This window comes from Acinetobacter sp. BZX-2, assembly GCF_055179795.1.
The window spans coordinates 2,148,796-2,168,547 of the sequence record NZ_CM143686.1 but is presented as its reverse complement, the minus strand read 5'-3'; the positions used below and the strand labels follow the sequence as shown (position 1 = coordinate 2,168,547).

Annotated in this window: 18 protein-coding genes; 10 read left to right on the top strand and 8 right to left on the bottom strand. The window is 35.9% G+C overall.

All coding sequences use genetic code 11. The features are described from left to right. The first annotated feature begins 214 nt into the window (after positions 1-214). Complete coding sequence (gene map, locus ACY45D_RS10240; protein WP_463106655.1) at positions 215-1,009, top strand: type I methionyl aminopeptidase; 795 nt, start codon at positions 215-217, stop codon at positions 1,007-1,009. 323 nt (positions 1,010-1,332) lie between these two features. Here map and ACY45D_RS10235 read toward each other — a convergent pair whose 3' ends face one another. The 5 genes from ACY45D_RS10235 to aceR all read right to left on the bottom strand — a co-directional run bounded on the left by ACY45D_RS10235 (position 1,333) and on the right by aceR (position 6,004). Beyond that, positions 1,333-1,776 carry an Sbal_3080 family lipoprotein gene (locus ACY45D_RS10235; protein ID WP_463106654.1) on the bottom strand — a complete coding sequence of 148 codons (444 nt, stop codon included), beginning with the start codon at positions 1,774-1,776 and terminating at the stop codon, positions 1,333-1,335. Between the two features lie 13 nt (positions 1,777-1,789). Next, a complete protein-coding gene (locus ACY45D_RS10230) occupies positions 1,790-2,962 on the bottom strand; it encodes a benzoate/H(+) symporter BenE family transporter (protein ID WP_463106653.1) in 1,173 nt (390 codons plus the stop codon). Between the two features lie 287 nt (positions 2,963-3,249). After that, on the bottom strand, positions 3,250-3,903 hold the full coding sequence (leuE, locus tag ACY45D_RS10225; RefSeq protein ID WP_463106652.1) for a leucine efflux protein LeuE: 654 nt from the start codon (positions 3,901-3,903) through the stop codon (positions 3,250-3,252). 135 nt (positions 3,904-4,038) lie between these two features. After that, complete coding sequence (tal, locus tag ACY45D_RS10220; RefSeq protein WP_463106651.1) at positions 4,039-5,025, bottom strand: transaldolase; 987 nt, start codon at positions 5,023-5,025, stop codon at positions 4,039-4,041. Positions 5,026-5,113: 88 nt separating this feature from the next. Next, positions 5,114-6,004, bottom strand: a complete 891-nt coding sequence (gene aceR / locus ACY45D_RS10215) for an HTH-type transcriptional regulator AceR (protein ID WP_463106650.1) — start codon at positions 6,002-6,004, stop codon at positions 5,114-5,116. A gap of 391 nt (positions 6,005-6,395) precedes the next feature. On the opposite strand from aceR, the gene aceI reads away from it, so the two are divergent. From aceI to ACY45D_RS10185, 6 genes are all read left to right on the top strand, one after another. Continuing rightward, positions 6,396-6,818: a chlorhexidine efflux PACE transporter AceI gene (gene aceI, locus ACY45D_RS10210; RefSeq protein WP_463106649.1), complete on the top strand. Its 423-nt coding sequence runs from the start codon at positions 6,396-6,398 to the stop codon at positions 6,816-6,818. Between the two features lie 275 nt (positions 6,819-7,093). After that, the gene (locus ACY45D_RS10205) at positions 7,094-9,145 is read left to right on the top strand and encodes a hypothetical protein (RefSeq protein WP_463106648.1); all 2,052 of its coding nucleotides are present in this window, start codon (positions 7,094-7,096) and stop codon (positions 9,143-9,145) included. A 140-nt stretch (positions 9,146-9,285) separates the two neighbouring features. Then, positions 9,286-11,001, top strand: a complete 1,716-nt coding sequence (locus tag ACY45D_RS10200) for an AAA family ATPase (RefSeq protein ID WP_463106647.1) — start codon at positions 9,286-9,288, stop codon at positions 10,999-11,001. A gap of 161 nt (positions 11,002-11,162) precedes the next feature. After that, on the top strand, positions 11,163-11,354 hold the full coding sequence (locus ACY45D_RS10195; protein ID WP_463106646.1) for a hypothetical protein: 192 nt from the start codon (positions 11,163-11,165) through the stop codon (positions 11,352-11,354). Between the two features lie 99 nt (positions 11,355-11,453). Further along, the gene (locus tag ACY45D_RS10190; protein WP_463106645.1) at positions 11,454-11,861 is read left to right on the top strand and encodes a 5-carboxymethyl-2-hydroxymuconate Delta-isomerase; all 408 of its coding nucleotides are present in this window, start codon (positions 11,454-11,456) and stop codon (positions 11,859-11,861) included. A gap of 125 nt (positions 11,862-11,986) precedes the next feature. Then, on the top strand, positions 11,987-12,841 hold the full coding sequence (locus ACY45D_RS10185; protein ID WP_463106644.1) for an AraC family transcriptional regulator: 855 nt from the start codon (positions 11,987-11,989) through the stop codon (positions 12,839-12,841). Between the two features lie 20 nt (positions 12,842-12,861). Here the strand turns inward: ACY45D_RS10185 and thiM are convergent, their stop codons facing one another. The 3 genes from thiM to ACY45D_RS10170 form a co-directional block, all read right to left on the bottom strand. Beyond that, entirely contained in the window at positions 12,862-13,725 is an 864-nt protein-coding gene (gene thiM, locus ACY45D_RS10180; RefSeq protein WP_463106643.1) for a hydroxyethylthiazole kinase, read from the bottom strand. 9 nt (positions 13,726-13,734) lie between these two features. Beyond that, the gene (locus tag ACY45D_RS10175; RefSeq protein WP_463106642.1) at positions 13,735-14,889 is read right to left on the bottom strand and encodes a hypothetical protein; all 1,155 of its coding nucleotides are present in this window, start codon (positions 14,887-14,889) and stop codon (positions 13,735-13,737) included. 249 nt (positions 14,890-15,138) lie between these two features. Beyond that, entirely contained in the window at positions 15,139-15,402 is a 264-nt protein-coding gene (locus ACY45D_RS10170) for a hypothetical protein (RefSeq protein ID WP_463106641.1), read from the bottom strand. A gap of 665 nt (positions 15,403-16,067) precedes the next feature. Between ACY45D_RS10170 and ACY45D_RS10165 the strand changes: the two genes are divergently transcribed. The 3 genes from ACY45D_RS10165 (at position 16,068) to pepN (ending at position 19,692) form a co-directional block, all read left to right on the top strand. Continuing rightward, positions 16,068-16,334, top strand: a complete 267-nt coding sequence (locus tag ACY45D_RS10165; protein ID WP_463106640.1) for a type II toxin-antitoxin system TacA family antitoxin — start codon at positions 16,068-16,070, stop codon at positions 16,332-16,334. Continuing rightward, positions 16,324-16,809 carry a GNAT family N-acetyltransferase gene (locus tag ACY45D_RS10160; protein WP_463106639.1) on the top strand — a complete coding sequence of 162 codons (486 nt, stop codon included), beginning with the start codon at positions 16,324-16,326 and terminating at the stop codon, positions 16,807-16,809. The genes ACY45D_RS10165 and ACY45D_RS10160 overlap by 11 nt, the downstream gene beginning before the upstream one ends. Before the next feature lie 273 nt (positions 16,810-17,082). Continuing rightward, complete coding sequence (pepN, locus tag ACY45D_RS10155) at positions 17,083-19,692, top strand: aminopeptidase N (RefSeq protein WP_463106638.1); 2,610 nt, start codon at positions 17,083-17,085, stop codon at positions 19,690-19,692. The last annotated feature ends 60 nt before the right edge of the window (positions 19,693-19,752 follow it).

Genomic DNA, 19,752 nt, shown 5'->3' with positions numbered 1-19,752 from the left:
TGTAGATGATTAATGGTTTAATTTAAATAATTGCCATGATAAGTGTCTTGGGAAATTTTTCTCAATGTGTTGTTATGCTGTTTTTGTCTATTTCTCTGATTGTGTAAATATTGAGAGATATTTCACACTGTAAAATTCTATGTTATTGATAAGAAAAAGCGCAATCAGTCAATAAAAAGCTTATAATGCTTGCTCACCATTGCGGACAGATACGATGAAAGCTTCAACTATCACGATTAAAACTGAAAATGACCTTGAAAAATTACGAGTGTCTGGGCGTTTAGCTGCGCAGGTTTTAGAGATGATAGGTGAACACGTTAAACCGGGTGTGACGACAGAGTATTTAGATGATTTGTGTAATGATTTCATCGTCAATACATTGAAAGTAATTCCTGCAAACGTGGGTTATTATGGTTATACCAAAACCACTTGTATTTCTCCAAATGAAGTGGTTTGTCATGGTATTCCGTCTAAAAGTATTGTTTTGAATGATGGCGATATTATCAATATCGATGTTGCGATTATCAAAGATGGATATTTTGGTGATACGAGTCGAATGTACTATGTCGGTACTGTAAAACCTGAGGCCAAGAAATTGGTGGAAACAACTTATCGTGCCATGTTGGCAGGGATTCATACAGTGAAACCTGGAGCGACGCTAGGCGATGTAGGTGCTGCAATTCAGCACGTTGCTGAGCAAGAAGGTTACTCGATTGTTCGTGAATATTGTGGTCACGGCATCGGTAAGGTCTATCATGAGCAACCGAATGTTTTACATTATGGACAGGCAGGGCATGGTTTAATGCTTAAAAAAGGCATGGTATTTACCATTGAACCTATGGTGAATGCAGGTAAGGCAAAGGTGAAAGAGCTTAAAGATGGTTGGACTGTGGTGACTGCAGACAAATCTTTATCTGCGCAATGGGAGCACATGATCGCGGTAACAGATACAGGTTTTGAGTTGTTGTCGCCTTGGCCAGAGGGAACAGGGGTTTATCCTGAAATTTAATCTGTATACAACTTTGGTCTAGGAATTTTGCTTCAATAACGTTCTAATTGTTTTTACATCTTATGTTTTTGTATTAATAATCACACTTCTATTCAATTAATTTAATGGGTTATCTGTTTTTTGATGCGAAATAACGTGTTTAATCGTTTTTATGTATTTGTTTAAATAATGAGCAATGTGTATTATGCGTTTCAGATTCTAGCTGTAGTTTCTACTTTATTTGACTTAATATTAAGTTTCCAAGCTTATCCATCTTAGGGTAAGCTTTTTTTTTGTCTGTAATATTGGTATGTATTTAAAGATTAGCTTGAGATAAGCATTTATTACTCACGCTTAGGATTGACTAATTGGTTTACCAACTCATCAACTTTAGTATCCGTGCTACGCCATTTGTTTAAAGCGAGACCACCTTTTCCTTTTAATCTAAATTCTGCTTCAGAAACGACTCGTCCTTGTTTCATGAGAGTAAATTTTGCATAAGTTAAATACGTCACAAAATCCCATGAACGTAACGCTGTGTAATTCATCGTTGTTTCACACATCACGGGTCTTGAATTTTCAGGGTAAATTCGTGCATGAATATCATATCGAGTAAAACTACGAATAATAGATTGTTCAAACCCATCGATTGTCACTTTTGAGTTATGAATAACGCATATTTGTTTTACAGATTGTGGTTGAAATCCATCATTATTTTTTACTTGAATTGAAGTGCATGCATTTAGTGTTAAAGCTAAAATCCCAACTGTAAATAATTTCTTTTTCATAAGTTATCATCACTTATTTTTTAGTTCTAAAATTTAAAATAAATGACACCACAAATCCGAATAATAATCCCCAAAATGCTGAACCAATACCAAAGAATTGTACACTTGAAGCACTAAATAGGAAGGTTAATAATGCAGCTTCACGGTCTTTTACTTCATAGAAAGCGATGGCAATGTTGTGGCTAATCGTTCCGAAAAGCGCAATTCCAGCAAGTGCAACAATAAATAAGTGCGGAAAAGACATCAGTAAACTGGTTAATGTTGCTGCAAAAAGCCCCATTAGAATATAAAAGAATCCACAACTGATTCCTGCAATGTAGCGTTTAGATGGATCAGGATGAACTTGATCATCTAGGCTAACAGCTGCACTAATCGCTGCAATATTCACGGTATAACATCCAAACGGCGCTAAAATTGCTTGAGTCAAACCTGTCCAACCGATGAGTTGATTGACATGTGGTTGATAACCATAACTTTTAATCATGGCAATACCCGGTAAATATTGGGAAGCCATGTTAATTACAAATAAAGGTAAAGCCAGCCCAAATAAAGCAGACCATGTGAATTTAGGCGTCATCCATACAGGTTTTGCCAAACTCCAATGTAAAACAGGCGTATGAAACTCCATAAATAAAGGACAAATCAGAATTCCTGCAATAACTGTAATGACAATGCAATAACGTGTCCATAAACGTTTAGAAATAATATAAATGGCGAGCAACGATAAAATGAATTGCCAATCATTTTGCATACTGGCAAATAAGGCGATACCAAACTTGAGTAAGACACCTGCAAGCATGGCACTGGTTAGGCTTTGTGGAATGTAGGCAAGTACTTTTTCAAAAATGCCTAAAAAACCTAAAATAGCAGTCAATAAGCCGCACACTAAAAAAGCACCAATTGCTTCATACAGCGTGTAGCCACTTGCAGTGGCAAGAATCAAAGCAAGTCCAGCCGTTGACCAAGAGGTTGCGACAGGATATTTAAATTTCCAAGACAGAATCAACCCTGAAAGACCAATACCTAAACCAAGTGCCCAAAACCAAGAGGTAATTTGTTCAGCTGTTGCACCTAGGAGTTGCGCAGCTTGAATAACAAGAACAGCAGAAACACTGATACCAATTAAAAAAGTAATAAAACCTGCAAATACCGCAGGGATAGAAAAGTCTTGGAGTAGTTTTTGCATGATCCCTAGCTTTCAAATTTGACTAAATGGTGGAAAGTTACACTAATCATCATACACTGATCGATTTGCTGCTTATACAAATAATCACGAGAACGTGCAATTTAAACATGAAATATTCTCATAATAATGATGAAAGCATTTTATACATTCTTAAAGTATTCATTCATCATGCATTATTTATTTTACAAAAAGCTTTGAATAACTTGAATGCTCATCAATTTAGATTCGCATTCATCATCTAATTTTTAAATTCAATCAATGTGGTGAAATATTCACAATACAACGATTTACATTGTTGATGTCGCCAGTTTTAACCCAAAGCCACAGAATAATAGACCGACACATGCGACACTTACAGCAGCGACTTTATAGCGACGATTAAAGAAATTCGCCAGTTTTATTCCTGAAAAAATCAGAATCGTCAGATAAGCCATACTGATGATTTGTAAAATGACTGAAAGAACTGCAAAACTAATTGCAGGATAAGGATATTTAGGATCTACAAATTGAACAAAAAAAGACAAGTAAAACATAATCGCTTTGGGATTGAGCAAACTAATGGTCAATGCTGTTCTAAAGGGATGAAACTGTTCAATAGCTGTCGAATTTTCAGAAATTGTTTGAATATTCTTGGGTTTATTCATCCATGTTTTGGCACTGGCAATGAGCAATCGAATACCTAGATACGAAAGATAAGCAGCACCTGTAATTTTTAGAATAATAAACAACCAAGGGAATGTATGCAGTAATGAAGCAGCACCAAATATTGTGCAGAGAATGAGAATTAAATCCCCAGTAAATACCCCGAAAGCACCGATATAACCTGTTTTGACACCAAATCGAGAGGCAATAGACATCACATAAAGCGAGTTTGGTCCCGGCAAAATTACAATAAAAATAGCCCCTAGGACATAGGTTGCAATATCGGTAATACCAAACACAGAATACTCACTTGATGATCAAAGAAATAAAAAACCGAGCCTGTATCATAACAAACTCGGTTTTAAATTGTGAGCAATTTTAGTGCATTAATCCACTAAATTGAGGATTTAATAATACATTCAAACTTGAAACCATTAGTCGATAAAATCTGCTTCTAAACCAAAAGATTGACGTAATAATAAGGCCAATTGTTCACGTGCTTTGATAAAGCCATCGATACCACCTTGCAACAATTGGAACGCCATTAAATCGCTTTCAAGCTGTTGTTTAAAATCAGCTTTAGAAATTTCTTGGTATGGCTGATCAGCAGTATTGTTTTGTTCAGTTTGTAGTTGAGATTCAACCACACGTTGATCTTGCTCAAGTTTTTCAAGTAAGCCAGGTGCGACAGTGAGTAGATCACAACCTGCCAATGCAAGTACTTGGTCTACACTGCGGAAGCTCGCACCCATCACCTCAGTTTTCACTTGATGCTGTTTGTAGTAATGATAAATTTGCTTAACAGACAGCACACCCGGATCTTGATCAATCGGGTAACTTTCTACATTCTCAGCTTTTTTGTACCAATCTAAAATTCGACCTACAAATGGAGAGATTAAAGTGACTTTGGCATCTGCACAGGCTTTGGCTTGGTGCATACCAAACAATAAGGTTAAATTACAATGAATACCTTCAGCTTCAAGTACTTTTGCGGCTTGAATGCCTTCCCAAGTCGATGCAATTTTAATCAAAATACGATCTTGGTCGATACCATATGCTTTATACAGCGCCAATAATTCTTTGGCTTTGCTAATGGTTTCATCGGTATTATAAGAAAGTGCAGCATCCACTTCAGTTGAAACACGTCCTTCAACCAGTTTAAGAATTTCTACGCCGAGTTTTACAGTCAGAATATCAATGGTACGATCAACAAGTTGGTCGAGTTGGTAACCTTCTTTTTTAGCCTGATCATAAGCATCTTCAATCAGCTCACGGTTTTCAGGTTGTTGTGCCGCAGCTGTGATGAGTGAGGGATTTGTTGTTGCGTCTAAAGGACGAAATTGTTGAATAGCGTTTAAATCACCTGTATCAGCAACAATAGTGGTTAAGCGTTTTAATTGATCTAATGCAGATTGTGTCATTGCCGTTCATTTCTTAGTTAAAATATTTGTGATTTATTTATAACACAATGCAAATTTAGCAAAAGTGAAAAATAGGCTGAATTCGATATTATTTTGTATGAATTCTTTGTTTTCTGATGTGATTAATCAAAAAACGAGCAGCTAAGCCGAGATTGCTCTCTTTATTCCAGACAATATCGACGTAATATTCAAATTTTGGTGTGAAATCGAGCAAATCAAGAATTTTTAATTTCTTCCTCAGTTCAGGGTTTTCATTGAACATTTGTATAGGTAGAACGCCCCAACCTAACTTTTTTAAGATCAGTGAGCATGCAGAATGATGATTATCGGTTCGCCAATAGTTCTTGGAATAGAGCAATTCAGGTTTTACGGTTCGATCACGACTCGCCACCACAATTTGTCGGCTTTGTAAGATTTGTTCAAAACTGACTTGGCTATGTTGTGACAAAGCATGGTCAATAGCCGCAACAGGAACTAAGGTTTCTTTTTTAAATTCGACAAATTGTTCACGACTTTCCAAAAATTCACGTTCAAACATGAGTGCGAGTTGCGCCGTTTGGTTAATCAACATTTTCAATGCATCTTCTTGCGGTGCAGTAAAAATATTGATTTGCAATGTTGGAAAGCGCTCAGCTAACAGCGCAACATATTCCGTCCAATCGGTATGAATGAGTTCTGAAACAACCACAATATTGAGTGAAGATTCTAAACCTTCGCTGAGTGCAATGGCTTGTTGTTTCCATTGATTCATTTCAACCAGTAATTGTTCAGTCTTCTCAAATAAAAAATGTGCATGTGTTGTAGGAATGGGTTCACGACCGACTCGATTAAAAAGTTTCAGGTTTAAATCAATTTCTAAGTTAGCAATCGACATACTCACTGCGGAAGGTACTTTGCCTAATTTTCGAGCCGCAGCAGAAAATGAACCTGTTTCCATCACGGTCTTAAATATATTCAGCTGCTCTTGATTGATATTCATGATGATTCTCAGACATGCTTGGTTTTATCTTTCAATCTTTGTTTATCTTTCAATAAAACTGAAAGAATCTGACTCGATTAATCAATATTATAAAAATATACTGCATCTGTCGAATCAATATCTTGCAAAAGTCAAAATGATCGAAAATTAAGATTGAGAGTCCCTTCTCCCTCTGGGAGAAGGTTAGGATGAGGGAGATTTATCATATAAATCCTCTCCCTCTTGCGCGTAATAACGCTCATCCTTTATAAAGGAGAGGGAACTTCCATTAAAAATAAATGTTCATCACAACTCGACTTATCGCAAGAAGTCGAATCAATATCTGTCTTTATATGATGAACAAATCATTCATGTACAAGTCAGCAACGTAAAGAAAAGTGAGTATTTTAAAATGGTGATTTCTAAAAGAAGGATTATTCATGCTTTGAGCTATGAGATCATTCTATTGGTGATCATAGCGATTGCATTGAGTTTTATTTTTAAAGTTCCAATGGAAGTGACTGGAACTTTGGGTGTAGCCATGGCAGTTACATCTGTCGTCTGGAACATGATTTTTAATCATTTCTTTGAAAAAATTGAGCAGAAAAAGAAGTTTAAGCGAACCATTAAAATTCGTATTTTACATGCGATTGGTTTTGAGGGGGGCTTAATGCTTGCAACCATTCCAATGGTCGCTTATGCGATGGATATGAGTATCCTACAAGCGATTCTGCTGGATTTGGGGATGACCAGTTGTATTCTAGTTTATACCTTTGTTTTCCAATGGTGTTATGACCTGATTGAAGAACGAATGGGAGTCAATGCAGTTTGTTAGACGAATGCTGATCAGTTAAGACTTTTTAAATCCTCCCCCTTGCGGAGCACATGCTCCTCACCTTTTTCAAAGGAGGGAGTATCAAGTAGTTCCCCTCTTTTTTAAAGAGGGGTTAGGGGAGATTCTTAAGTGGCTGTATTAAAGCATTGAATGTAAAAATATATTGTGATACATAAACAAAAAATTGCAAAAGATAATCAAATGTAATAGGTCTTGTGATGTGGTTATCATAGAATAAGCCATTCATCGGCATGATATGAAAGATCGAGGCACAAATGGCGCAGTTAATCTCGCATGAGCTGCAAAATAACCACCAGCTTGCTGCACAAGATTTGCTTTTGATTTCAACTGATTTACGTCAAATTTATTTGGATCAGCTTTATTATTTTAAAAATATTACGCCTCAAAATTTTTTCGAAGTGAATGAAACGCAGTTGAGTTTAGGACTTGCCAATCAACTTTTGCAGGTTTCTTTAGATGAGACTTTGGGTTTGGTTTTTAAATTGAACTTTGAAAATAGACAACTCAATGCAGACCATCTCATTCGATTTATCACAGAAGATATTTATTTTTATACCAATCGATTTTACGATTTTCATCCGACCGATTTAAAAACCAAAACACAGATTTTAAGGCAAACTTTTATTGAACAAGTCTTTGAATGGGTTGATGGTGAAAATCGGGTAGAGCAGTATTTATATAATATTCAGCAAACTGAAGCTTTAAAAATAGATCAATTGCTCATCAAATATGGTTATTTTGATCATCCTTATGTTTCTGAATTTGCAACACATGGCAAAGAAATTCCACTTGCTGTAGAGATCAATATCAAACATTTGCTTTTAATTAACTCTGTATTGGGAAGTGAGTTTTTAGCAGTATATGAATTGATGCCGAAACTACATCAGTTGAGTTTTCAATTGCATCAATTTATACCAGCACATTTTCTACGAATTTTTAAGATTTTCCATTCAGAATCATTACAACTAAAAGATATTGTGCAACATTTTAATAGTTATCAATTGTTGGCTAAACATGCAGTAGAACAACCGCATTTGCTTGCTTATGCCAAGTTGATGCAACGAGGCTATTGGCAGTATCTGGATTTACTAAATAAACAGCATTTTTTAAATGCGCAAACGGCTTACTGGGACCAAGATTTAATTCTCAAACTCCCACTGTGCCAGACTAAACGCAGTGTCAATTGGTTGTTTAAACAAGATGCTTTGGTGAATGATTGGGTTGCTGCACATGTCAATCATGTCAGTACTCGAATCAGCATTACGGCTTTGAGTTTTATGGATACCTCTAAAATTGATGCGGAAGTCATCGTCAGTGTGCTGGAGTTTTTTAAAAATATTTCTGCAAGATTGTTTGTGACTGAAAGTTATGCATTTGCAATACAACATCAATGGTTGGATCATCCTAAAAATGATCGTTATGATTTATATCAGAAAGATGTTCAGCCACAAAAAAACCGAAAAGTGATTGCCAATTCTTATTTATATGTTGAAGAGTGGTTGGACTTTACCGCTTTTATGACCAATGAAAATCCTCAGTTATACAAAAAGATTTTTAGCAAAATAAATCGTGTCATGCAGGCATTTATGCTTTTTTTGCAAAATATTGTCCACGATTTACCGAAGGAACTGTTAAGTTTTATTCATCCAGAACATCAACAACACCCTGAGTTTTTTAGACTATTACAAAAACATCAAATTAAAGTCGAAGATTTCCGAAAAGTGTTTAAGCATGTTCCAACGCGGAGAATGCCTATACACAGTATTTTTGATAGTTTTGTCTTAGATTATTTGATGGATTGCTTTAATCAACAACGTGGCATTGCTAAAAACGTTACATGGTTAGGGCTATATCACCAAGCTGAACGTTGGCATGAGCAAGTGTATTTTGATGAAACATTATCACGACTTAAGCAGCAAGTTGATATTGAAACTTGGGATCGTGTTTCACCCATGCAGAAAGTCTATTTTGAAGGGTGGTGTTATGAGGAGTTGAATAGTTTAAAACGAATTATTCAAGAATCTATCGTGTTTAAACATTGCCTAGCTTTGTCCTATACCAAACCAATTATAGAAAAAGAATATGCGGCTTTTCATATGTCGAATATTGAAGATCCAAGCCAAGAGTTTACTTTAGGCTGTTATTATCAACTCGGACAATTGTCTTTTGATCAAATCCGTTTGCCGAATAATCAAATTCCCGATAATGCGTATATGCTGCAAGCCATGCGTTTTATTCATGATGTAAATCAATATTTAAAGTGGAAATCAAGCATTCAGCCCAATGAAGAGCTTGGGCATTTATAGGATCTATTGGCATTTTATAAAGTCATAATCTGTCGTAAACATCGACGAATGATGAACAGAGCGTAGCATTCTACTTAACATTTTGGATAAAAATCGTTAGGCTATAGCCGTCCTCTTCTGTTGAGCTAAAATAGACTGTTATGAAACAAGAAACTGCACTAAAACTGATGAAAGCGGGTGAAAATGTCTTTTTGACAGGTTCCGCAGGTGCAGGAAAAACCTATACCTTGAATCAATACATCAATTATTTAAAAGCTCGAAAAGTACCTGTAGCGATCACCGCTTCAACAGGTATTGCTGCAACACATATGAATGGTATGACGATTCATACTTGGGCGGGGATTGGAATTAAAGACACGCTTTCAGATGATGATCTGAAACGAATGAAAGAACGTAAATATTTAAAAGAGCATTTAGAAAATGCCCAAGTGTTAATTATCGATGAAATTTCGATGTTACATGCCAAGCAACTGAATTTAGTCAATCAGGTTTTAAAATACTTTAAAGAATCCGATGAAGCCTTTGGTGGTATTCAAGTCATTGCAGCAGGTGATTTCTTTCAGTTGCCGCCTGTAGGCAAAAACAGTGAACAGAATCGGGATAAATTTTGCTTCATGTCCAATGCATGGGTCGAAGCGAAATTCCGAGTGTGTTATTTAACAGAACAACACCGTCAGGATGATTCTGCGCTGAATGATATTTTGAATGCGATCCGTGCTCAAAATATTCAGCAACAACATATACAAGCTTTAAACGATACTCGTCATCAGGATATTGGTGATACGTTTACGCGTTTATATACCCATAACATGGATGTCGATAGTATTAATTTTCAACATCTAAATGCAATTGAAGGTGCAGACCATCAGTTTGTTGCGGTGACCGATGGCAATGAAAAACTGATTGAAACATTAAAGTCTTCAGTTCGTGCTCCAGATGAATTAACACTTAAAAAACATGCCAAAGTGATGTTTGTCAAAAACAACTTCGATATGGGGTATATCAACGGTAGTCTGGGTGAGGTTGTTGGTTTTGAAGAAGATGATGAGATGGGAATGTTGCCAAAAGTCAAAATGACGGATGGCACGACTTTATTGGTTGCTCCAGAAACATGGTCTGTAGACAATGAAGGTGGCAAAACCATTGCCAGTTTACAACAAGTTCCTTTACGCCTAGCTTGGGCGATTACCATTCACAAATCTCAAGGCATGACTTTAGAAGCGGCTGAAATTAACCTCAGCCACACTTTTGAAAAAGGGCAAGGCTATGTTGCGCTGTCACGACTTAAATCAATAAATGGTTTGAGATTATTAGGTTTTAATGAACAAGCTTTAGAATTAGACAGCTTAGCCATCAAAGCAGATCGCCGTTTTCAAGAGCTTTCCAATGAAGCCGAACAGCATTATGCAGATACAGATCTAACCCAGCAACACAATGCATTTATTCGCCATTGTGGTGGGACATTGAATGCGACTGAAATTGAGCGTAATGAAAAGAAAATTGCTCGAAATGCAGGTAAGACCAATTATGCTTCTGCAACATTGGATGAAACACGTGAGTTGTTTGAAAATGGTTATGGAATCCAAGACATCGCTGTTGAACGTGGTCTTACTCCAGCCACAATTATTAATCATTTAGCTCGATTACATCGTGAGCAGAATTTAGATATTTCTGTGGCTAACCCTGGCGAAGAAGTGGTTGAACAAATTCGGAATATTTATAAGAAACTTAAAAAACGTCAAGACCCAAATCATTTTAGTGATGATGGTGCAATTAAGTTACGTCCAATCGTTGAATTGACCAATCCTAAGATGGGCTATGACCAAGTACGTTTGGCTTTGCTATTTGTTGAGTAATCAGCAAGCTCACACTGCAATATAAATTGGTTTGCCAAGGGAAGTGGATAAATTTCAATAGTGTGATTTATGTAACATTATTTAAATCTTACTTGATGTGGTCTACCTTTGAGTTAAAATATAGTCATAATCCAGTTGCTCTAAAGAATGAGGTAACGATTATGATTATTTATGATGGTGAACAAGTATTTCCTGAGCGTGCCGATAGCTTCAAGGTCTTTTTAAAAAGATATCTGATAGAGCAGGATGGTGAATATTTATTAGAAGAAAAAACATTTATTTACGACAGCGATTGTGACGAGTTTCTTGAACACGATATACAAGAATTTTATGAATTGTGGCTGGTTGCTTAGAGATATTCAAACCACCTTCGGGTGGTTTTTTTAATCGCTAAAAGCCAACCTAAGCATTCTTTCCTGTAGAGAGCTGTTATAATTTTTTAACTATTCACCATGTTAGTTGCCGTTAATCTCATGCCACAAATGTTTATTGATTATTCTGACAATATTCAGAATTTAGACAAAAAGAAGCTTATGTTAGGTTTAAATCATGCTTTGTTTGATACAGGCTTGGTTGGACATGAGTATGATATCAAGTCCCGCATCCAAGAAGTTTCAGATTATTTGATTGGCTTTGGCGATGAAAATGGCGAGGAAAGTAAGCAAGCCTTTATTTTTGTGCGTTTACAAGGTCTCAGTGGTCGAACAGAGCAACAGAAAGACTTAATGACTGAAAATTTATCACAATTTTTACAATCTTTTCAAAATTATTCAGCAGATGGTTTAGAGATTCAGCTTTGTGTCGAATTTGCTGAAATGCCGAGAGAGATTTATAAAAAAGTAATTGTGAAAGCAAAATAAAGTGAGTGGCAAGAGCTAAAAATTTAACTCTTGCCAATTCAGAGCATCAGAATAGCAATTTCAATCAAGATAGAAGTCACGATAAAACACAGAATAAATCTATCGAAAAACACGTGAACTGAAAAATGAACGTAGAATATAAAATCAAATTCGTCTGTGATTATATTCAATTACATTTAGATGATGAATTAGACGTGGACAAATTGTGTCAAATTGCTTTGTTATCAAAGTTCCATTTTCACAGAATTTTTACCGCTCAAACAGGGATTACTTTAATTCGATTTATTCAAATGGCTCGATTAAAACGTGCTTCATATCAATTGGCATTTGAAAAAGATTTAAGAATTATTGAAATTGCTTTAAACGCCAGTTTTGAGAGTCCTGAAAGTTTTTCACGCGCATTCAAACGTCATTTCGATCAAACCCCAACTGAGTTTCGTCAAGCGCCCAATTGGCAATATTGGCATCTTCAGTTTAATTATGATATCCCAAAAATTGAGAAGAATATGATTGTAAATGTGATTGAAAGACCAAGTGAAAAGATCGCTTTTTTAAGGCATCGTGGTGATCCACACCGAGTATTGGAAACAGCAGCAAGGTTTATAGAATGGAGAAAAAAGACAGGCTTATCACCTGTTAAATTAAGTAAGACTTATGGCATACCATATTCAGATCCAGAAATCATAGCCCACCAAGATTTTATCTTTGATATTGCTGGAAGCGTATTGAATAGTATTCCTGAAAATGAGTTTTCTGTTGAAAATGCGGTGTTGCCCGCGGGAAGATATGCAATGGTTCGACATTATGGAAGCCATGAATCGATAAAAGATAGCGTATATTATATTTTCCGTGAATGGTTACCTAATCAAGATGAGGAAGCAGGTGATTTCCCCATCTATTTTCAATATCTAAACTTTGTTCATGAAGTTGATGAACATGAACTAATGACAGATATTTTTTTACTATTGAAAGAAAAGTAGATCCATTTTTGAAATTGGAACTATTTTAAAACTTCAATATCTGCATATTGCACAATTTTATCAGCAGTCATGCTATAGATTTCATCCAAGAAAGCGACATTAAAACTGCCAACACTTTGTGATTTATCGAAAGCCAATTTTCCTGCAATCGCAAAGTGAATATGAGCTGAAATTGCAGCGATTGTTGGAGTTGTTACCGCACTATACGCTGCAATTAAAGCGCCAAGTGCACAACCTGTCGCCGTGACTTTAGGTTGTAAATAGCTCCCACCATTGACTTGAATCACAGCATTTAATTCTTTAGAAAGTAAAAAGTCTGATTCACCTGAGATCGCAACACATTCGCAATGTGCCAAAAGCGGTAAAGCCTGTAAATAAACTTCATTGCTCGATATAGTGCTGTCTACACCTTTCGATTCAACATGATTGCCTGCTAGTGTACTGATTTCAGAGGCATTACCACGAATAATGGTTGGATTGAGTAAAACCAGCTGATCTGCCATTTCACTGCGCCATTTTAAAAAAGCACCATAACCGACAGGGTCAAGTACCCACGGTGTGCCTTTTGTAGCGACTGTTTGTGCAGCAATTTGCATTGCCTGCATCTGTTCAGTGGTTGGTGTTCCTAGATTGATACTCAATGCCGCAGCAATAGAAGCAAAACTTTCCGCTTCAAAAGGATTATCAATCATTGCAGGAGATGCACCTGCGGCAAGTAAAACATTGGCAGCATAATTTGCTGCAACACTATTAGTAATACAATGAACCAAAGGCTGTTTGGTTTGTAGCTCAGTCCATGCTTCGACTACTTTTTCTAAAATCACATCAGTTTGGATATGAAGCTGATCCAGTTGAGAACTCGAAATATTTTCAGGATGATTCATGGAAAGTCCTTACTGTGTAAAATAGTGGTCTTGATGTTTACAACTGCGGCAAAACAAAGTCACATAATTTTCTGCATCATAATCAACCGTCAATTCATTAGAACCACAGTACATACAGCGTTTTTGTGAATAAAAATTTAAGCGCGATTCTATCTTTTTCCAAGACTTCCAAACAGGTTGAAAGAAAATATTTTCATCGTAGCCTAAAAAACGATTAAAAAGTATTTCACTCATACGGCTAAAAGGAATATTTGGAGGTCGTGGTAGGGTCGTGGTTTCCCATTTTTCAGCCAAAGCACGCTCACGGTATTGTTGAACCGTCTTTTTTAAAATATTGGTATTAATAAAATTATCATTTCTAACTTGTAATGCTTTGTTCTTATGCAGATATTCTAGCGCTGTTTGAATGAGATAGAAGATTTGCCCCACTGCTAAGCTATCCATTAACTTATAGCAAAAAGCTTGGAAATTTTTATTTCCAGAAATTTGAATGCCCCAAGTACGACAATAATGTTGAGTGAATTGTACAATTTCTTGATACAACACCACATACAACGCATTTTTGACTTCTTCCGCAGTTTTAAATGGAATCCCTAGACTTAAATTTTCATAAAACCAATGACGTAACTGGGTGGTAATACTAAAAAGGCTCGGTTCTGAATAACCATCTAAACGGACATTGATATAATATTGATGCGCATCATCACTAAAGTCTTTAGGTGTCAGCACATTATCTTTGATCAACTGATTTAAAAGTTGGCTTTGAAAATAGTAATTCGGTGTAATCGGGTGATATTTAATCACTTCCCAGTCTATAAATTCGGGATGTGTTGTATTTTCATGGATTTGATGATCTAAAATACTCAATAAAAATAATTTATGTAAAAAACTCAACTGATTTAAAGCAAACTCGAAATGGTCTTTTTTCTGATATTTTCGGGCTTCTTGCAGGCGTGTTTCTTTAATTAGTTTTTTACGTTTGTTTTGACACGTTTCACAATGACAGGTGTGTTGTTCATTTTGAAAAACTTGGTGGCTACAGTGACTACACTGATGAAAATTAACTTCTTTTTCAAATTCTTCAGCTTCTACATAGTACATACTTGCCTGACACAGTGGGCAATAGGTACTTTCATCAAGCTGTTTTTGCAAAATTTGAAGCATAGTTGAATATTAAAAAAACCATAATTTTTGATTATACACGTCTATGTGGTTGAAAGCTGATGAGTGTAAATGAATGACCAATTAAATTTGTTCATACAAGTGGTTTAAGGCTCTATTGCCAATATAGAATAAAAGTATTTTCAGCTATGAGATAGAAGGACGGCAAATAGAACCAACGAATAATTCTATTTACCTTTAAATGATTTTACCCATTCGTTCATTGATTATTAAATGATTAAAAATAAAGAACTAATAAGCCGCAGGGCATGGTAGTTCTGAATCCTCAAAATGATTCATTTTGGCTTGAATTAAAGCTTTTGCTTTTTTATAGGATACTTTGTGCTGTCCTAGTGCATCATATTGTCTCAAGATTGCACAAACATCTTCTTTTTCTAATGGTACACCTTCACAGGTCATAAACATGGCAATGACTTGGTGATCAATTTTTGCGGCATTCAACATTTGCATCGTTTTGATATTATCAATACGGACAATATGGTCTTTAAAAATCATGTTGCACCTCATTATGTTGTTTGATTCACTATTGTGCGTGTTGCACACATTTAAACAAGCAATAACTGTGCTCAAAATGTAGTCAGTTTGAAAAGAATGTAATCTAAAAATTGAGAAAAATATTGAATATCCTCACAGTATTGGTCTGAACTCTGGTAATACTCTCATATTCTTTTTTGCAAGATTCATTCTTTATAGGGTGATTAGTGAATTGAATTTTATTGATTTATTTATATGATTATTAATGTAATTTCCCACTTGATTAAAGCTTTGTAATAAATACTTATCATTCTTAATTTAATATTTTCTAATAAGAATTTTAGCTTATGCGAGTTCTGCTTAGTGAGAATTAAGCAATATTAAGTATGAATGTTAAATAAATTTTCTTTGTCACAAGGTTGAACTAAATAGTGACAAAAGTGGAAAAATTACTTTAAACAATATTGCAGTATTACGCTTTTAGTTGCTTGAGAAGTGGAAATGAGTTGTAAAAATCTTTGTCACCACACGTACGGAAAATATACATATTGTAATGAAAATAGCCTAAGTTGATTTTGCATTTATGAATTAAACCTTGTCAAAATAAACAATGTAAATCGTTGAAGCAATATTATCGTATGTTATAATTTGTACGTTATAATGATGTACTTTTTGGCGGGTGTGATATGACAAATTTAGCAACTGAACGGATAAATGTCCGTACAACAGCCGATGCAAAAAATGTAATTGAGCAGGCGGCTAATTTATTAGGACTAAGTGTAAGTTCTTTTATTATTCAATCCTCTTTTGAGCGTGCAAAAGACTTATTAAAAGCGGAGAGTGAGTTAAAAGTAAATCATACTGATCGTGATATGTTAATGAATTTACTTGAAAATCCACGTCCTGCAAATGAGGCGATGAAAAAGCTGATGAGCTCATTCGATGAAAATTGAAGTTTTAAGGGCTCATCATCAAAGAAAAACCTTTAATTGTGGGCAGGATGATTTAAATAAGTTCATAAAACAATATGCTTCTCAACATCAAAAAACGGGTACAAGCAAAACGTATGTAGCAGTTGACCAGCAGGAACAGGTTTTAGGGTTTTATTGTCTATCTAGTACTTCTATTGCTTTTGATATGTTGGATGATATGCACACTAAACGATTACCTCGTTACCCATTGCCTAGTATTGTTATTGGCCGTTTTGCAGTTGATCAGATGGCACAAGGTCAGGGCATCGGAAGGATGCTTTTAGCACATGCACTTAGGCAAATTTCAAAAGTAGCTCAAATTATAGGTGTAAATTTTGTTGTGATACATGCGAAAGATGAGAGGGCAAAGACATTTTACGAGAACTTAGGTTTTATTGCATTAACATCAAATCCGTTAACGTTAATATATCCAGTAAGTGAAATACCAAGTTTTTAGTTAAATCTGCTATTAGATAAAAAATGATCAATAAAGATAAAAATAACAGATTTATCTATACAAGAATATGTATGAATGATTGAGATTCTTTGCAAAAAAGTTGTATAAATAAAGTTTAATTCGCATGATTTTTGCATTTCAAGATTGAAATTAATTTCACGCAGACCCATATAGAAATTAAGCACGATGCACAGACAAATTGTGAAATTTGACTTATGCTCAAACGACTTCACAACCATAAGTCTAAGCTAAACAACAGAATTAGGACATTATATGAACATTGCGGCAAACCCAGTAGTTGAAGCAGATCAAACGGTATATTTAAAAGATTATCAAAAGCCTTCTTTTCTTGTCGACTCAATCCAGCTTGATATTCAAGTTTACGATGATCACACCAATGTAAATTCGAAATTAGTCATGCAAAGACAAGCTGCTGGCGCTTTGATTTTGTTGGGGCGAGATCTTGAATTAAAATCAATTTCTATCAATGGTAAGCAACTTACTGAAAGTGAGTACACGTTAGATTCTGAACAACTGGTAATTACAAATGCACCTGATGACGCTGTTATTGAAACGAGTGTCGTGATCCATCCTGAAACGAATACACAGCTTGAAGGTTTGTATCTTGCTGGTGGTGATTTATTTGTTACTCAAAATGAGCCTGAAGGTTTCCGTAAAATCACGTTCTACCCAGACCGTCCAGATGTTTTGTCTGTATTCACCACACGTGTAGAAGCTGATAAAAAATATCCAGTGCTTTTGGCGAATGGTAACTTGATCGAAGCAGGTGAAGCGGAAAACAATCGTCATTATACGATTTGGGAAGATCCAACTAAAAAACCTGCTTATTTATTTGCTTGTGTGATTGGTGATTTGGCTGTACTCAAAGATCGTTATACCACTTCAGAAGGTCGTGATGTTGCTTTAGAAATCTATGCAGAAGAAAAAGATATTCCAAAGTGTCATATTGCCATGGAAGCTTTAAAACATTCGATGCGTTGGGACGAAGAGCATTATGGACGTCCGTATGATCTTGATAATTATATGATCGTTGCAACGAGCCAGTTCAACATGGGCGCAATGGAGAATAAAGGTTTAAATATTTTCAATACCGCATGTGTTTTAGCTGATGAAGAATATACCACTGACTCGGCGATCATGCGTGTACAGTCTGTGATTGCCCATGAGTATTTCCATAACTGGACAGGTAACCGTATTACGTGTCGTGATTGGTTCCAATTGTGTTTAAAAGAAGGCTTAACGGTTTTCCGTGATCAGTCATTCTCAGAAGATTTACAATCGGCTGCAGTACAACGTATTGATGATGTTGCAATATTAAAAGGGCATCAATTCCCAGAAGATGCAGGCCCGTTATCGCACCCACCACGCCCAGATCATTTTGTCGAAATTAATAACTTCTATACGGCGACTGTGTACGACAAAGGTGCAGAAATTAACCGTATGATGGCGACTTTACTGGGTAAAGAAAAATTCCGTAAGGGCACAGATGAATATTTCTTACGCCATGACGGTCAAGCTGTAACAGTTGAAGATTGGGTTGCAGCTTTAACAGCGGGTTCTGGTGTCGATTTATCTGCATTCCTCATTTGGTACAACCAACCGGGTACGCCAAAACTAGAAGCGCAGGGTGAATATGATGCAGCAAATCAAATTTATCGTTTGAGTTTTAAACAAAGTTTGAAAGAACATCCAAAATATCCAAACCTTAAAGCTGTGCCGATTCCTGTAGCTTTGGCGTTATTCAATGCAGAAACAGGTGAGCAATATACACTTCATTCAGATGCTTTGGTTGCAAACGATGTCAAAGATGGTGTGTATCTATTTGATCAAGATGAAGCGACGATTGAATTTACGGGTATTACTGGAAAACCAGTTGCGTCGTTATTGCGTAATTTTTCTGCGCCTGTAAATCTTGAATTTAACTATTCAGATGAAGAGCTTGCATTCTTATTGCAATACGAAACCAATGGTTTTAACCAATGGCAAGCAACTCAAACTTTGCTTGAGCGTGTATTACTGAACGGTCATGATGCGCAAATTTACATCAATGCGATTCAGCAAGCTTTACCGTCTGTGATTGCCAAAGATCCACTATTGGCTTCTCGTCTATTCGATGTGCCGACAGAAGGCTATTTAGGTAGTCGTATTGATACTGATTATAATCCTGTTGTGGTGAATGAAGCACGTGAGGCTTTGTTAAATCAATTGGCTCAAATCTTAGGTGATTTTGCTAAAGAAACGTATCTATCTCTTGATCCAGATACTCAGAATGAATTTTCTCAAGCGATGGGTGTACGCGCGCTAAAAAATATCATGTTGAGTTTTATGGCACGTCAAGGCGATACAGAAGTGTTTGATTTGGCTTATGCGCAGTATAAAAATACGGGCAATATGTCTGAACGTTTAGGTGCATTAAAAGTATTGGTTTGGGATGACGCACCGCAAGCCAAAGATGCGTTGCAAGATTTCTACAATCGTTTTAAAGATGAAGACTTGTCTATGGATCAGTGGTTTATGATTCAAGCTGCACATCCGAAAGCGACTGCTGAAACCATTCAATATTTAACATCACATGCAGACTATGATTTGGGTACACCAAACCGTATTCGTTCAGTGAGTGGTGGTTTAAATGCCAATCCTGTAAATACATGGAGTTTTGGTATTCAGCATTTTGTAGACTTGGCGAAGTATTTAGATGAGAAAAACCCAATTCTAGGTTCTCGTTTATTGCAAGCTTTAACACGCTGGTACACTTTGGCAGAACCACAGCGTAGTGAAGTTAAAGTTGCACTTGAAGCATTAAAACCGCAAGTGAAATCTAAAAATGTCAGTGAAACTTTAAATAGTATGTTGAGTGTTTAATTTACTTTAAAGTTCTGATTTTTATAACATCCCTCCTATTTCGATAGGAGGAATGGCAAT

Coding starts and splice junctions, on each gene's coding strand:
- map (WP_463106655.1), top strand. CDS start 215: ATGAAAGCTTCAACTATCACGATTAAAACTGAAAATGACCTTGAAAAA.
- ACY45D_RS10235 (WP_463106654.1), bottom strand. CDS start 1,776: ATGAAAAAGAAATTATTTACAGTTGGGATTTTAGCTTTAACACTAAAT.
- ACY45D_RS10230 (WP_463106653.1), bottom strand. CDS start 2,962: ATGCAAAAACTACTCCAAGACTTTTCTATCCCTGCGGTATTTGCAGGT.
- tal (WP_463106651.1), bottom strand. CDS start 5,025: ATGACACAATCTGCATTAGATCAATTAAAACGCTTAACCACTATTGTT.
- aceR (WP_463106650.1), bottom strand. CDS start 6,004: ATGAATATCAATCAAGAGCAGCTGAATATATTTAAGACCGTGATGGAA.
- aceI (WP_463106649.1), top strand. CDS start 6,396: ATGGTGATTTCTAAAAGAAGGATTATTCATGCTTTGAGCTATGAGATC.
- ACY45D_RS10205 (WP_463106648.1), top strand. CDS start 7,094: ATGGCGCAGTTAATCTCGCATGAGCTGCAAAATAACCACCAGCTTGCT.
- ACY45D_RS10200 (WP_463106647.1), top strand. CDS start 9,286: ATGAAACAAGAAACTGCACTAAAACTGATGAAAGCGGGTGAAAATGTC.
- ACY45D_RS10195 (WP_463106646.1), top strand. CDS start 11,163: ATGATTATTTATGATGGTGAACAAGTATTTCCTGAGCGTGCCGATAGC.
- ACY45D_RS10190 (WP_463106645.1), top strand. CDS start 11,454: ATGTTAGTTGCCGTTAATCTCATGCCACAAATGTTTATTGATTATTCT.
- ACY45D_RS10185 (WP_463106644.1), top strand. CDS start 11,987: ATGAACGTAGAATATAAAATCAAATTCGTCTGTGATTATATTCAATTA.
- thiM (WP_463106643.1), bottom strand. CDS start 13,725: ATGAATCATCCTGAAAATATTTCGAGTTCTCAACTGGATCAGCTTCAT.
- ACY45D_RS10175 (WP_463106642.1), bottom strand. CDS start 14,889: ATGCTTCAAATTTTGCAAAAACAGCTTGATGAAAGTACCTATTGCCCA.
- ACY45D_RS10170 (WP_463106641.1), bottom strand. CDS start 15,402: ATGATTTTTAAAGACCATATTGTCCGTATTGATAATATCAAAACGATG.
- ACY45D_RS10165 (WP_463106640.1), top strand. CDS start 16,068: ATGACAAATTTAGCAACTGAACGGATAAATGTCCGTACAACAGCCGAT.
- ACY45D_RS10160 (WP_463106639.1), top strand. CDS start 16,324: ATGAAAATTGAAGTTTTAAGGGCTCATCATCAAAGAAAAACCTTTAAT.
- pepN (WP_463106638.1), top strand. CDS start 17,083: ATGAACATTGCGGCAAACCCAGTAGTTGAAGCAGATCAAACGGTATAT.